The sequence below is a fragment of the Enterobacter sp. PTB genome (assembly GCF_051130085.1).
Taxonomy (GTDB): domain Bacteria; phylum Pseudomonadota; class Gammaproteobacteria; order Enterobacterales; family Enterobacteriaceae; genus Enterobacter; species Enterobacter ludwigii.
Genome location: NZ_JBDKEE010000006.1, coordinates 170848 through 184471, shown reverse-complemented (window position 1 = coordinate 184471; position 13624 = coordinate 170848). Strand labels below are relative to the sequence as shown.

Below are 13624 nucleotides of genomic sequence, written 5' to 3'. Positions count from 1 at the left end.
GAGAGATGGGGATACGAGGGGAGAATTTCAAGCGGAGGCCGCGATTGCAGCCTCCGTTTGGTCAGAAAATAATCTTGTGACGTCCAGCCAGAGAGTGGGACAGCGTGGTGCCGTCCACCATCTCCAGCTCACCGCCCACTGGCACGCCGTGAGCGATGCGGCTGGCGTCAACGCCATACTGTGCGCACAATTCGGCGATGTAGTTGGCCGTAGCTTCCCCTTCCACCGTTGGGTTGGTGGCGAGGATCACCTCTTTGATCGTTTCGGACTCAAGACGCTGTTCAAGGCGATCGAGACCGATATCGTCCGGGCCAATTCCGTCCAGCGGGGAGAGATGCCCCATCAGCACAAAATAGCGGCCAGAAAACTGCCCGGTCTGTTCGATGGCGTAGATGTCCGCCGGACTCTCCACCACGCAAATCTGACCATTTTCCTGACGACGCGGATTAGTGCAGATGTTACACACGTCCTGCTCGGTAAAGGTACGGCAATCCGCACAGTGACCAATTTCTGACATGGCACGGGTCAAAGCCTGCGCCAGGCGCATCCCGCCGCTGCGGTCGCGCTGCAATAGCGTAAACGCCATGCGCTGCGCCGACTTCGGGCCGACACCCGGCAGACAGCGCAGTGCTTCCATTAACTGCGTGAGCAGCGGACTGGTTTGCATCAGAATGGCATCTTGAAGCCAGGCGGCAGTTGCATACCGCTGGAAACAGAGGCCATTTTCTCTTTCTGAGTTTCATCGATACGGCGCGCAGCATCGTTAAACGCGGCTGCAACCAGATCTTCCAGCATGTCTTTGTCGTCTTCGAGCAGGCTTGGGTCGATTTCAACGCGACGGCAGTTATGCGCACCGTTGATGGTCACCTTGACCAGACCGGCACCGGATTCACCCGTGACTTCCAGCTGAGCGATCTCTTCCTGCATCTTCTGCATTTTTTCCTGCATCTGCTGAGCCTGCTTCATCAGGCCACCCAGACCGCCTTTTCCACCAAACATAGGCTTCTCTCTTCTTTCACGTTTAAGGATTACAACCGTAAGTCAGACTCACGATCAAATGGGGCGAATACTCTCTTCATCCAGATCGGCGTCGAAGAACCGGCGCAGAGTCTGGATATTGTTATCCGCGATAATCGACTCGCGCGCCTGCGCGAGCTTCTCTTCATAAATCGCCTGACGCCATTCCAGTGGCGTTCGCACCGCCGGATTATCATCTTCAATGATAGTCAATTCAACCGGTGCACCGTGTAATGCGGTGAGCGCCTCGGCCAGCGCTTTTTGCGCGCCAGGGGAATTCAGGTGCCGCTGACCCGGTCGCAGGTGTAAACGTACCTGATGACCGTCCTGCTCTTTCCAGGCATTCAGCGCGACCTGCTCAACCAACTTCGGCAACTGCAGTTTACTGACCTCTGCGGCCCACGCGTCACGCTCAATAGACTCTTCGGCAAGTTTCGCGGAAAGCTCAGGTGTTTTTTCATGCTCCAGCGCCTTTTTTAGCGCTTTCGGTGTGGCAACTTCTTCTTTCACCTCTTCAACGAGGGTTGTTGCCTTCCAGCGGTAAGCCTCTTCTTTCACCGGGGCTTTTTGCTCGAGCGCGGACGGAGCAGGGCGCGACTGAACGCGCTCCGTAACCGAAGCCAGTCGTTCAAGCGCGGCGTTGTTCACCGGCCGCGCTCTTCCTGGCGCTGCCGGTTCACTCTTTTTTGGTTTGGTTGCTCCCTGAGCACGTTGCAACTGGCTTCGTGCGGCAAGCACCGAACTGGTGGCCTCCGGCAGCGGTACGTTCTGCTGCGGGGGAGCCGTCGGCTGCGGTGGCACCTGCTGAGGCGACATCACCGCAGTGGGGGCGACCGGAGCAAAAGACTGTCGGGGCACTTCCGGCTCCGGCAGAGGCATGCGCGGATGGAACGCCAGCGCACGCAGCAGGGTCATTTCAACGCCCATCCGGGGATCCGGTGCAAACGGCAGCTCTTTGCGGCCAATCAGCAGCGTCTGGTAATAAAGCTGCACGTCAGCCGGTGGGACGGTGCGCGCAAGTTCACGCATCCGGTGTTCAATAACCGCCATATCGGCACCGATGGCGGACGGAGAAAGCTGCAGCATCGCCACGCGGTGCAGCAGACTCAGCATCTCAACCAGCAGCGCTTCCCATTCAATGCCCCGGGCAGCCGCGGCGTTCACCAGCGACATGACGCGTTCACCGTTGGCGGCAATCATCGCTTCGATGAGAGAAAGCGCCTGATCGTCATCCAGCGTGCCGAGCATGGTGCTGACCGCGTCGGTCGAGAGTTTACCGTCACCGCTGGCAATCGCCTGGTCGGTGAGACTTAAGGCATCACGAAGGCTGCCGTCTGCCGCGCGGGCCAGCAGCTGCAGGGCGCGCGGTTCGTGGACAATCTTCTCTTCATCAAGAATATGTTCAAGCTGAGCGCGGATCTGCTCGACGTCCAGCGCCTTCAGATGGAACTGCAGGCAGCGCGACAAAATAGTGACCGGCAGCTTTTGCGGATCGGTGGTCGCCAGCAGGAATTTCACATGCGCGGGCGGCTCTTCCAGCGTTTTCAGCAGGGCGTTGAAACTGTGGCGTGACAGCATGTGCACTTCATCGATCAGGTAGACCTTGAAGCGGCCACGCGCCGGCGCGTACTGCACGTTGTCGAGCAGATCGCGGGTATCTTCCACTTTCGTGCGCGAGGCGGCGTCGATCTCAATCAGATCGACAAAGCGCCCCTGCTCAATTTCACGGCAGTTGTCACACACGCCGCACGGCGTGGCGGTGATCCCGGTTTCGCAGTTCAGACCTTTTGCCAGCAAACGGGCAATAGAGGTCTTACCGACGCCGCGGGTGCCGGAGAAAAGATAAGCGTGATGGATGCGACCTAGCGACAAGCCGTTCGCCAGGGCCGTCAGCACATGCTCCTGACCGACAACGTCAGCAAAGGTTTGTGGTCGCCATTTACGGGCTAACACCTGATAACTCATGGGCAGGCTCTGCAACGCTGGAAGGTGAATTTATGGAGGGGAATGCTATCACAACCTCACCCATTGAGCGAGGTTGTGAAAACCGGGATTAATGACCCGGGAAAGGCACCAGGCTGTAGCTGGTAATGCCCTGTTTTTCCAGGCGCTGTTCGCCACCCAGGTCAAACAGGTTAATGATGAATGCCGCGTCGGTCACTTCACCACCCAGACGACGGATCAGCTTCACGGTCGCTTCAATCGTGCCGCCGGTCGCCAGCAGATCGTCAACCACCAGCACTTTATCGCCAGGCTTGATCGCATCAACGTGGATTTCCAGCTGATCGGTGCCGTACTCCAGTTCGTAGCTCTCTGCGATGGTTTCACGCGGCAGTTTGCGCGGTTTACGCACCGGCACAAAGCCAACACCCATTGCCAGCGCGACCGGCGCGCCAAACAGGAATCCACGGGCTTCGGTACCCACTACTTTGGTGATCCCGGCGTTTTTATAACGCTCGACCAGCAGTTCAATGCTGAGCGCGTACGCTTTCGGGTCTTCCAGCAAGCTGGTGACATCACGGAAAAGAATGCCAGGCTTTGGATAGTCCTGGATACTTTTGATGCTGTTTTTCAGATATTCAAGCTGCTGTGCAGTTGCGGTCATCGGTTTGTGCCTAAATGAAACAGTGTTACTCACAGCGCGCAACGAGTCGGCCAGGGTAACAATTGTTTAACCTTTGACCAGGCGCAGCTGTGCTCGAAAACGGTCGAATTTACTGGCTGCGCGCAATAATTGCAACAGCCATTATAAGGCTTCAGTGCTTTTGTTGCTTTTCATCAACCACGGGGATCCGCCACATAAAGAAAAGCAGACAGGCGAGGATCGTCAGCAACAGAATGCGCACCCACATCATTTTCACCAGCCATAATGAAATGGCAAAGGTAATCAGGATCACCGCGATTGCACGCGGCTTCGCACCGGGCGGCATTGCCCGATGTTTTTGCCAGTGGCGCAAATAGCCGCCAAACCAGGAGCGGTACAGCAGCCAGTGGTGAAAGCGCGGCGATGAACGGGCGAAGCACCAGGCTGCCAGCAGGATAAAAGGCGTGGTGGGCAATAAGGGCAAAACCACGCCCAGCGTGCCTAACACTACCGCGAGCCAGCCAATGATGATTAAAATAGTACGCTGCATAATGCGAATCGTTATCAAACTGAACGGCTACTTTACCACTGGAGAGCGTATTGAAAACAGCCCTGCTTCTGGAGACGCTGCAAAATCAGCTGTCCACCCTGCGCGCGCAGGCTACGCCGTTAATGGGGCATGCTACGCTGAAGCCGCGCTTTGACCGGCAGCTTTTTCGTACCCGCAGCACACGCATCCAGGATTATGTTGCTGAGGCGCAGACGAATCTTGATGAGTTGCGCCACGCGGTTGAGAACAACCAACAGCAACAGGTCGCCTGGCTTGCGGAACATCTCACCGAGCAGATCACCGCCCTGCACCGTGAAATGACCGCCTGGCCGCTACGCGTCTGGGACAGCGCGTCACCGGGTCTCGGTAAATGGCAGCGCAAGCGGCTGGAGAACCAGGAGTTTGCGCGCCGTCTGTTTGAGATGAAGCGGGAGCGGGAAATGCGCCTGAACGCAAGCGAGACGCTGGAAGAGCAGCAGTTATTAATGCGAGAGATTAGCGCCCTCGAGGGCCGCATCGTTCGTTGCCGTCAGGCACTGGATGAAATTGAACGCGTCATTGAACGTCTGACCCGTTAACAGGAGCCGTAAATGTCACTGGAAAATGCACCCGATGAGGTCAAGCTGGCCGTCGATTTGATTATGCTGCTGGAGAATCATGACATCCCTGCCCAGACGGTGCTGAAAGCACTTGAGATAGTGAAGACGGATTTTGAAGGCAAGGTGAAGGCCAGTCGCCTTCACCCTGATCCCCTCCCACCGGGAGAGGGAACCTGAATTACGCCGGGGTAGGATCGTCACCCTGAATCTCGCGCTTCACTTCCGTATGCTCGTCACCTTTCTCGTTACGCAGGTGAACTTCAAGCTGGTTGAAGGCGATATTAATGTTGTTTTCACGGCACAGACGATCGATAGTGCGGTTCAGCTCATCCACGGTGTAGCTGCGATCGCGCAGCTCACGCACGTATAACCGCAGCTCGTGATCCAGCGTGCTCGGCCCGAAGGTGGTGAAGAACACATCTGGAGCGGGCTCGTGCATCACCTTAGGATGCGATTTCGCGGCTTTTAACAACACCTCTTTCACTTTATCCAGATCGGAGCCGTAGGCCACACCCAGTCGAATGACGACGCGCGTTGTGGTGTCGGAGAGCGACCAGTTGATCAGTCGCTCGGTGACGAACGCTTTGTTCGGGATGATCACCTCTTTGCGATCGAAGTCGGTGATGGTGGTGGCACGAATACGGATCTTGCTGACCGTTCCCGAGAAGGTGCCGATGGTGACGGTATCACCGATACGTACCGGACGTTCGAACAGGATGATCAGGCCGGAAACAAAGTTACCGAAGATCTCCTGCAAGCCAAAACCGAGACCGACAGAGAGCGCGGCCGCCAGCCACTGCAGTTTATCCCACGAGACGCCAAGCGATCCAAAGACCGTCATCGCCCCGACAATAATAATGACGTAGTTGAGGATGGTGGTGATGGCATACGACGCCCCCTGACGCAGGTTCAGACGCGACAGCACCAGCACTTCAAGCAGGCCTGGCAGGTTTCGAATCAACGCCCAGGCTACCACTGACGACACCAGAGCAAAGAGCAGGCTGCCCATGGTCACGCTTTTCATTACCGCGGCGCCCGCTTCGGTGCCGTTGTATTGCCAGAGGGTGATACTGTCGAGGTAGGCGAAGACGGTGATTAAATCAGACCAGATCGCCCAGAACATCACCGCAAACAGCGCGATCATCACCAGCATGGTGATACGCAGTGTCTGCTGGTTAACCTGCTCCAGCGCAATGGTTGGCTCTTCCTGTGGCTCTGCGCCTTCGGCCCCCTCTTTTACCTGATGCTGGCGACGCGCGATGGCACGACGATAAGCGATGCGGCGAGCCGCCACGCTCAGGCCGCGCAGTACGGTCTGATAGAGCAGGTTCCAGACGATCACCAGATAGACGGTTTCAATCCAGCGTCCGGACAGGCGCAACGTGGTATAGAAGTACCCCGTCGCCGTGAGCACCATCAGTGCCAGCGGAATAATCGCCAGTACCGTCACGGTGGCCAGACGAATGTTGTGAGACTCTTTATCCCGCCAGCTGTCGCGGCACATCGGCCACATCAGGATGGCAATGAGCAGCAGGTTCAGCAAAATAACCAGCTGGCCCATGACATCGTCCATCAGGTGCAGCGGAGACAGCTCAGCGACAACGGACCAGAAGTGCAGCGGCAACAGCGCCAGGCTGACGCGTACAATCTGACGACGCCAGTGGCTGGTCAGTTGCGCAGGCATGTTGAAATGACGCACCGCAACGCCGTCTTTTTCCAGCACTTTCCAGCACACGCCAAACACCAGCCAGAACAGGGCCAGTTTTTTACTGAACGCCCACAGCAGGTCGCTGATGTTGAGCTGCATCGTCAGCAGGATAAGCCCCACCGCCAGAATAATCAGGCAGACCGGCAGCGCGCGGATCAGATCGATCAGAATCGCTTTTGGCGTGTGCAGCTGACTGTCGTTACGCAGTTGCCCCACTTCAGACGCCAGCTTATCCTGGTATTTCTTCAGCCAGCCCAGACGCCAGCGGATCAGGCCAGCAATCAGCAGCAGCGGGAGCCCCGCCAGGAAGGCAATCATCACCGCAGGCCAGGCTTTCTCCCAGTTTACGGTGATTTTCATGCTCTTAATCTGCGCCTTCAGCGTTTCAGGGAAGGATTTGATCCAGTCCCAGTCCATCGGCTTGTTGCTGTTAACCCAGAAAATCTGCTGGGTCAGGATCTCCTGCAGACTTTTCGACACGCTCACCAGCTGTTGCTGGTTGATCTGCAGGTTAATCGCCATCATCAGCTGGTTGCCGAGCTGTTTGTTGAGCTGGTCGAGCAGCTCGCGGCGCATATCCACAACCTGCAGCAGAGCGTCGTGAACTTCCGGGTTCACTTCACTGGAATGGCCCTCTTCCAATTTGGCGACAAACGTATCGCTCTGGAAAAGGGCGTCGCGCTGCTGGTTCACATCGAATTGTTCCAGACGCAAATCCGCAATGCGATTGGTCATGTCCTCGAGCTCATCGGCGGACGGCAGCGTCTGCTGTTGCTGGTAGAGAATACGCGACAGCAGCAGGCTGCCTTTCAGAACCGCAATCTGCTCTTTAATGTTGCGTTCAGCCTGCAGCGCGCGGTCCAGCCAGTTTTTCACTCTGATATTTTGCTGAACCAGCGAGTTACCGCTTTCTGTTGCCAGTATCAGGCGCTGGCTCAGCTGATGGTTAGCCTCGAGCTCCTGTTTCACCAGCGGGTTCGCCTGAATGCGGGCAGTTTCGTCCGGTGAGACGGCTTCCTGAGCCGTTTTCTCCGTCAGCGTAAGGCGCTTACTGTTAACCGCCTCCTGCAACAGCTGAAGCTGATGTTCCAGACGATTAATGTTCGCCGTTACGTAGTCGCGCTGCTTCTGGAGCGTATCCTGCAGCACCGTATTCCCTTCCAGGCTTTTACGCTGCTGTTCGATTTGCGCATTCAGTAAGGCCTGCTGCACCAGCAGCAGCGTTTGCTGCGTTGGGCGCAGGGTGCCTTCGCCAACCGACGTACCGTTCAGACGGTTGCGGATCTGCTGCAGCTGCTGAGAGGCGGCGTACATCGCATTTTGCACGCGCTCGGGCTGGGTTTGCAGGGAGACAAGCTGGCTGTTGTACGTACCGAGATCGGACTGCGCCGTTTGCAGATCGTCGAGCAGCTGTGCGACGCGCGATTCCAGCTGACGCAACGACAGGGTCGCGAGCGTCTTACGGGTTTCGTCGTCATTATCCACATCGCTCAGGGCATTCAACGATTCCGTGGCCTTACGCATGTTTTCAGGCGCCTGCGCCACTTTCTGCCGAAGCTGTGTGGTTTCCGCTTTAACACGCTCAATTTTATCAAGCGTTTCCAGCGTCTCCGTCAGATCCTGCTGAACGAGCTTATCCAGAGCAGAGAGATCTTTTTGTTTATTCAGGGTGTCGAGTTGCGACTGAACATCACTGCGTGAAGGGATGTCATTGTTGTTATCGGCGCGGGCCCAGGAAAGCGGTGCCGTTGCGAAGAAAAACAGCGTCGCCAATAAAAATACAAGAACAGGATGTTGCGAGCGATTGGTGTGCAGCATAGTTGTGAATGATGTCAGAAGATGACCGAAAATAGTCCGGCGTGCAGGATATCACGCTCGCCTGAAGCAGAATAGCGCGAACGTGAGCCTCTAAGAGAAATCCTGGAATCGCGTCAGGCTGTTAGCGAGCCTGACTTGCCATGCAGCGTCGGGGAGAGCTGGCACATCTCCAGGAAAATAGCGACATAGCTGCGGGCTTCGTTCTTCAGGTCAAAGGAGTCCGGGGCGAAAAGCCAGTTTTCCATCAGGCCGGAAATATAACTGCGCATCAGGACTGCCGCCCGTCGGGTCATTAACGTCGCCGGCAGCTGGTTCGCCTGCATGCACTGGGTCAGGACCTGTTCAATGCGATCGTAGCTTTCCAGACACAGGCTGCGCTGCGCCTGCTGGACGACCGCCATCTCTCCGACCAACTCGCATTTATGGTAGATGATTTCCATCATTAACCTGCGACGTTCTTCAACTACCGTTGCTTCAAGGATATATACTAATATTTCTCTTAATACTGAGAGTGGATCCTCGGGGAATTTTGCCCGATACTCAGTCTCAAGATCGCTAATGCTGGACTCTGAGAGTTGCCAGATTTCACTGAACAGATCTGTCTTGTCTTTAAAATGCCAGTAAATCGCTCCCCGCGTGACGCCCGCGGCCTGAGCAATCTGCGCCAGCGAGGTTGACGAAACACCCTGCTGAGAAAACAAACGCATAGCCACATCCAGAATGTGTTGTCGGGTTTCAAGCGCTTGTTGTTTGGTTTTTCGTGCCATACGTTAGTGAATTTACAGGAGTCAGATTTACATACATTTGTGAATGTATGTACCATAGCATGACGATAATATAAACGCAGCAATGGGTTTTTGGACTCAGGACCATTGATCAATTTGAAATCGGACACTCGAGGTTTACATATGAACAAAAACAGAGGGTTAACGCCTCTGGCGGTCGTTCTGATGCTCTCAGGCAGCTTAGCGCTAACAGGATGTGACGACAAACAGGCTCAACAAGGAGCTCAGCAGGTGCCAGAAGTTGGCGTGGTGACGCTCAAGTCCGAACCTCTCCAGATAACGACAGAATTACCGGGCCGTACCAGCGCATACCGCATCGCAGAAGTGCGTCCTCAGGTGAGTGGTATCATCCTGAAACGTAACTTCACCGAGGGTGGTGAAGTGAAAGCTGGCGAGTCTCTGTATCAGATTGATCCGGCAACCTACCAGGCCTCCTATGAGAGCGCGAAAGGCGATCTGGCGAAAGCAGAAGCTGCAGCCAAAATCTCCCAACTGACGCTGAACCGTTACAAAAAACTGCTCGGTACCAAGTACATCAGTCAACAGGATTATGACACTGCCCTGTCTGATGCACAGCAGACCAACGCCGCCGTGATTGCCGCGAAAGCTGCAGTGGAAACAGCGCGTATCAACCTCGCCTATACCAAAGTGACCTCCCCAATCAGCGGTCGCATCGGTAAATCTTCCGTCACGGAAGGGGCGCTGGTGCAGAACGGTCAGACCAACGCGTTGGCCACCGTGCAGCAGCTTGATCCGATTTACGTTGACGTGACCCAGTCCAGCAACGATTTCCTGCGCCTGAAACAAGAGCTGGCAAACGGCACGCTGAAGCAGGAAAACGGTAAAGCCAAAGTGGAGCTCGTGACCAATGACGGTATCAAGTTCCCGCAGGCAGGCACACTGGAATTCTCCGATGTGACGGTCGACCAAACCACCGGTTCCATCACCTTACGTGCGATTTTCCCGAACCCGGATAAGACACTCTTACCTGGTATGTTCGTTCGCGCGCGTCTGGAAGAAGGCACCAACCCAACCGCACTTCTGGTGCCTCAGCAGGGTGTCACCCGTACGCCACGTGGCGACGCGAGTGCACTGGTTGTCGGGGCTGATGACAAAGTCGAAACGCGCAACATCACTGCCACGCAGGCGATTGGCGATAAATGGCTGGTGACGGAAGGTCTGAAAGATGGCGATCGCGTGATTATTACTGGTTTGCAAAAAGTTCGTCCTGGCGCGCAGGTCAAAGCACAGGAAGTGAAATCTGACGATAAACAACAAGCTTCGGCCGCTGGCCAGTCAGAACAAACCAAGTCTTAACTTAAACAGGAGCCGTTAAGACATGCCTAATTTCTTTATCGATCGCCCCATATTTGCATGGGTGATCGCCATAATCATCATGCTGGCTGGGGGACTTGCGATCCTGAAGCTGCCTGTCGCGCAATATCCAACGATTGCGCCACCGGCGGTAACAATTTCCGCAACCTACCCCGGGGCTGATGCAAAAACGGTGCAGGACACCGTGACACAGGTTATCGAACAGAACATGAACGGTATCGATAACCTGATGTACATGTCCTCAAACAGTGACTCAACCGGTACGGTACAGATCACCCTGACCTTCCAGTCAGGTACTGATGCTGACATCGCGCAGGTTCAGGTCCAGAACAAACTGCAGCTCGCCATGCCGTTGCTGCCACAAGAAGTACAACAGCAGGGTGTGAGCGTCGAGAAATCGTCCAGTAGCTTCCTGATGGTTGTTGGCGTTATCAACACCAACGGCACCATGACGCAGGAGGATATTTCCGACTACGTGGGCGCCAACATGAAGGACGCCATCAGCCGTACGTCTGGTGTGGGTGACGTTCAGCTGTTCGGTTCTCAGTACGCGATGCGTATCTGGATGGATCCGAACAAACTGAACAACTTCCAGCTGACGCCGGTGGACGTGATCAACGCCATCAAAGCGCAGAACGCCCAGGTTGCCGCCGGTCAGTTAGGCGGTACCCCGCCGGTGAAAGGCCAGCAGCTTAACGCCTCGATCATCGCACAGACCCGTCTGACCTCCGCCGATGAATTCAGCAAAATTCTGCTGAAGGTGAATCAGGACGGTTCGCAGGTTCGTCTGCGCGACGTGGCAAAAGTGGAACTGGGTGGCGAAAACTACGACATCATTGCGAAGTTTAACGGCAAGCCGGCTTCCGGTCTCGGGATCAAACTGGCGACAGGTGCTAACGCCCTGGACACTGCGACGGCTATCCGTGCGGAACTGAAGAAGATGGAACCGTTCTTCCCGTCCGGCCTGAAGATCGTTTATCCGTATGACACCACGCCGTTCGTCAAAATCTCGATTCACGAAGTGGTTAAAACCCTGGCAGAAGCGATCATCCTGGTATTCCTGGTCATGTATCTGTTCCTGCAAAACTTCCGCGCGACGCTGATCCCAACCATCGCCGTACCGGTCGTATTGCTCGGGACCTTCGCCATACTGGCCATCTTTGGCTACTCGATAAACACCCTGACGATGTTCGGGATGGTGCTCGCCATCGGCTTGCTTGTGGATGACGCCATCGTGGTGGTAGAAAACGTCGAGCGTGTCATGGCGGAAGAAGGTCTACCGCCGAAGGAAGCAACCCGTAAATCCATGGGCCAGATCCAGGGCGCGCTGGTCGGTATCGCGATGGTACTGTCTGCGGTATTTATCCCGATGGCCTTCTTCGGCGGCTCAACCGGTGCAATTTATCGTCAGTTCTCCATCACCATCGTCTCGGCGATGGCGCTGTCAGTACTGGTTGCATTGATCCTGACGCCTGCACTGTGTGCCACCATGCTGAAACCTGTTCAGAAAGGCGGTCACGGCGAGCATAAAGGGTTCTTCGGCTGGTTTAACCGCATGTTTGATAAGAGCACGCATCACTATACCGACAGCGTGGGTAACATCCTGCGCAGCACCGGTCGTTACCTGCTGCTCTATATCATCATCGTGGTGGGTATGGCCTATCTGTTCGTTCGTCTGCCAAGCTCGTTCCTGCCCGATGAAGACCAGGGCGTGTTCCTGACGATGGCACAGCTGCCGGCGGGTGCCTCGCAAGAACGTACCCAGAAGGTGCTGGATGAAGTGACGGATTACTACCTCACCAAAGAGAAAGCCAACGTTGAATCCGTGTTTGCGGTTAACGGCTTTGGCTTTGCGGGTCGTGGTCAGAACACCGGTATTGCCTTCGTTTCTCTGAAAGACTGGTCAGAACGTCCGGGCGAAGAGAACAAAGTTGAGGCGATTACTGGCCGTGCAATGGGCACGTTCTCACAGATTAAAGATGCGATGGTCTTCGCCTTTAACCTGCCAGCGATTGTTGAACTGGGGACAGCGACAGGTTTCGACTTCCAGCTGATTGACCAGGGCGGTCTGGGTCATGAAAAACTGACGCAGGCACGTAACCAGCTGTTCGGTGAAGTGGCGAAACACCCTGACCTTCTGGTCGGCGTGCGTCCTAACGGTCTGGAAGATACGCCTCAGTACAAAATCGATATCGATCAGGAGAAAGCGCAGGCACTGGGCGTTTCCATCAGTGACATCAATACCACGCTGGGCGCGGCCTGGGGCGGTAGCTACGTCAACGACTTCATCGACCGTGGTCGTGTGAAGAAAGTGTACGTGATGTCAGAAGCGCAATACCGTATGTTACCGAACGATATCAACAACTGGTACGTTCGCGGCAACAACGGTCAGATGGTGCCGTTCTCATCCTTCTCTACGTCGCATTGGGAATACGGTTCGCCGCGTCTGGAACGTTATAACGGGCTGCCATCCATGGAGATCCTGGGTCAGGCCGCACCAGGCCGAAGCACCGGTGAAGCCATGAACCTGATGGAAGAGCTGGCAGGTAAATTGCCTGCGGGTATCGGCTATGACTGGACCGGTATGTCCTACCAGGAACGTCTGTCCGGTAACCAGGCCCCTGCCCTGTACGCCATTTCACTGATTGTGGTCTTCCTGTGTCTGGCGGCACTGTATGAGAGCTGGTCGATTCCGTTCTCCGTTATGCTGGTGGTGCCACTGGGGGTTATCGGTGCGCTGCTTGCGGCAACGTTCCGTGGATTAACCAACGACGTGTACTTCCAGGTGGGCCTGCTGACAACCATTGGCTTGTCGGCGAAGAACGCGATACTTATCGTTGAATTCGCCAAAGATCTGATGGAGAAAGAAGGTAAAGGCCTGATTGAGGCGACGCTTGACGCGGTGCGTATGCGTCTGCGCCCAATCCTGATGACATCACTGGCATTTATCCTCGGGGTAATGCCGCTGGTTATCAGTACCGGTGCGGGTTCCGGTGCACAGAACGCCGTCGGTACAGGCGTTATGGGGGGTATGGTTACCGCAACCGTACTTGCTATCTTCTTCGTTCCGGTATTCTTCGTGGTGGTTCGCCGCCGCTTTAGCCGCAAGAATGAAGATATTGAGCACAGTCATTCGGTAGAACCGCACTGATACCGGTTTCACATGATAAAAAGGCCGCATTAGCGGCCTTTTTCTTTTTCAGAAAAAAATCATAAAATAGGCTTATT

Annotated in this window: 11 protein-coding genes and 1 other annotated feature; of the genes, 4 read left to right on the top strand and 7 right to left on the bottom strand. The window is 55.5% G+C overall.

Going from position 1 to position 13624, the window contains the following annotated elements; all coding sequences use genetic code 11:
• Positions 1 to 61 precede the first annotated feature (61 nt).
• The 5 genes from recR to AAIR21_RS10135 form a co-directional block, all read right to left on the bottom strand.
• On the bottom strand, positions 62 to 667 hold the full coding sequence (gene recR / locus AAIR21_RS10155) for a recombination mediator RecR (RefSeq protein WP_006809843.1): 606 nt from the start codon (positions 665 to 667) through the stop codon (positions 62 to 64).
• Entirely contained in the window at positions 667 to 999 is a 333-nt protein-coding gene (locus AAIR21_RS10150) for a YbaB/EbfC family nucleoid-associated protein (protein WP_010428194.1), read from the bottom strand. The genes recR and AAIR21_RS10150 overlap by 1 nt, the downstream gene beginning before the upstream one ends.
• Before the next feature lie 54 nt (positions 1000 to 1053).
• Positions 1054 to 2982, bottom strand: a complete 1929-nt coding sequence (gene dnaX, locus AAIR21_RS10145; protein ID WP_020885181.1) for a DNA polymerase III subunit gamma/tau — start codon at positions 2980 to 2982, stop codon at positions 1054 to 1056.
• Positions 1660 to 1724, bottom strand: a sequence feature (DnaX frameshifting element). (Overlaps the previous gene by 65 nt.)
• 88 nt (positions 2983 to 3070) lie before the next feature.
• Positions 3071 to 3622 carry an adenine phosphoribosyltransferase gene (apt, locus tag AAIR21_RS10140; RefSeq protein WP_000127359.1) on the bottom strand — a complete coding sequence of 184 codons (552 nt, stop codon included), beginning with the start codon at positions 3620 to 3622 and terminating at the stop codon, positions 3071 to 3073.
• 151 nt (positions 3623 to 3773) lie between these two features.
• Complete coding sequence (locus AAIR21_RS10135) at positions 3774 to 4151, bottom strand: DUF454 family protein (RefSeq protein ID WP_020885182.1); 378 nt, start codon at positions 4149 to 4151, stop codon at positions 3774 to 3776.
• 50 nt (positions 4152 to 4201) lie between these two features.
• On the opposite strand from AAIR21_RS10135, the gene priC reads away from it, so the two are divergent.
• Positions 4202 to 4729, top strand: a complete 528-nt coding sequence (gene priC / locus AAIR21_RS10130) for a primosomal replication protein N'' (protein WP_183516592.1) — start codon at positions 4202 to 4204, stop codon at positions 4727 to 4729.
• Between the two features lie 12 nt (positions 4730 to 4741).
• Positions 4742 to 4927: a pleiotropic regulatory protein RsmS gene (gene rsmS, locus AAIR21_RS10125; protein ID WP_014168908.1), complete on the top strand. Its 186-nt coding sequence runs from the start codon at positions 4742 to 4744 to the stop codon at positions 4925 to 4927.
• A gap of 1 nt (position 4928) precedes the next feature.
• On the opposite strand, the gene mscK is transcribed toward rsmS, so the two are convergent.
• Positions 4929 to 8276, bottom strand: coding sequence for a mechanosensitive channel MscK (gene mscK / locus AAIR21_RS10120; protein WP_014168907.1), 3348 nt, complete (start codon positions 8274 to 8276; stop codon positions 4929 to 4931).
• Between the two features lie 113 nt (positions 8277 to 8389).
• Entirely contained in the window at positions 8390 to 9043 is a 654-nt protein-coding gene (gene acrR / locus AAIR21_RS10115) for a multidrug efflux transporter transcriptional repressor AcrR (protein WP_014168906.1), read from the bottom strand.
• A 141-nt stretch (positions 9044 to 9184) separates the two neighbouring features.
• Here acrR and acrA point away from each other — a divergent pair, with 141 nt between their 5' ends.
• Together acrA and acrB are read left to right on the top strand one after the other, a co-directional pair.
• On the top strand, positions 9185 to 10378 hold the full coding sequence (acrA, locus tag AAIR21_RS10110) for a multidrug efflux RND transporter periplasmic adaptor subunit AcrA (RefSeq protein ID WP_020885186.1): 1194 nt from the start codon (positions 9185 to 9187) through the stop codon (positions 10376 to 10378).
• Positions 10379 to 10400: 22 nt separating this feature from the next.
• Positions 10401 to 13547, top strand: coding sequence for a multidrug efflux RND transporter permease subunit AcrB (gene acrB / locus AAIR21_RS10105; protein ID WP_014168904.1), 3147 nt, complete (start codon positions 10401 to 10403; stop codon positions 13545 to 13547).
• The last annotated feature ends 77 nt before the right edge of the window (positions 13548 to 13624 follow it).

Excerpts from the sequence above, each read along its gene's own strand:
- recR (WP_006809843.1), bottom strand. The coding sequence starts at position 667 with ATGCAAACCAGTCCGCTGCTCACGCAGTTAATGGAAGCACTGCGCTGT.
- AAIR21_RS10150 (WP_010428194.1), bottom strand. The coding sequence starts at position 999 with ATGTTTGGTGGAAAAGGCGGTCTGGGTGGCCTGATGAAGCAGGCTCAG.
- dnaX (WP_020885181.1), bottom strand. The coding sequence starts at position 2,982 with ATGAGTTATCAGGTGTTAGCCCGTAAATGGCGACCACAAACCTTTGCT.
- apt (WP_000127359.1), bottom strand. The coding sequence starts at position 3,622 with ATGACCGCAACTGCACAGCAGCTTGAATATCTGAAAAACAGCATCAAA.
- AAIR21_RS10135 (WP_020885182.1), bottom strand. The coding sequence starts at position 4,151 with ATGCAGCGTACTATTTTAATCATCATTGGCTGGCTCGCGGTAGTGTTA.
- rsmS (WP_014168908.1), top strand. The coding sequence starts at position 4,742 with ATGTCACTGGAAAATGCACCCGATGAGGTCAAGCTGGCCGTCGATTTG.
- mscK (WP_014168907.1), bottom strand. The coding sequence starts at position 8,276 with ATGCTGCACACCAATCGCTCGCAACATCCTGTTCTTGTATTTTTATTG.
- acrR (WP_014168906.1), bottom strand. The coding sequence starts at position 9,043 with ATGGCACGAAAAACCAAACAACAAGCGCTTGAAACCCGACAACACATT.
- acrA (WP_020885186.1), top strand. The coding sequence starts at position 9,185 with ATGAACAAAAACAGAGGGTTAACGCCTCTGGCGGTCGTTCTGATGCTC.
- acrB (WP_014168904.1), top strand. The coding sequence starts at position 10,401 with ATGCCTAATTTCTTTATCGATCGCCCCATATTTGCATGGGTGATCGCC.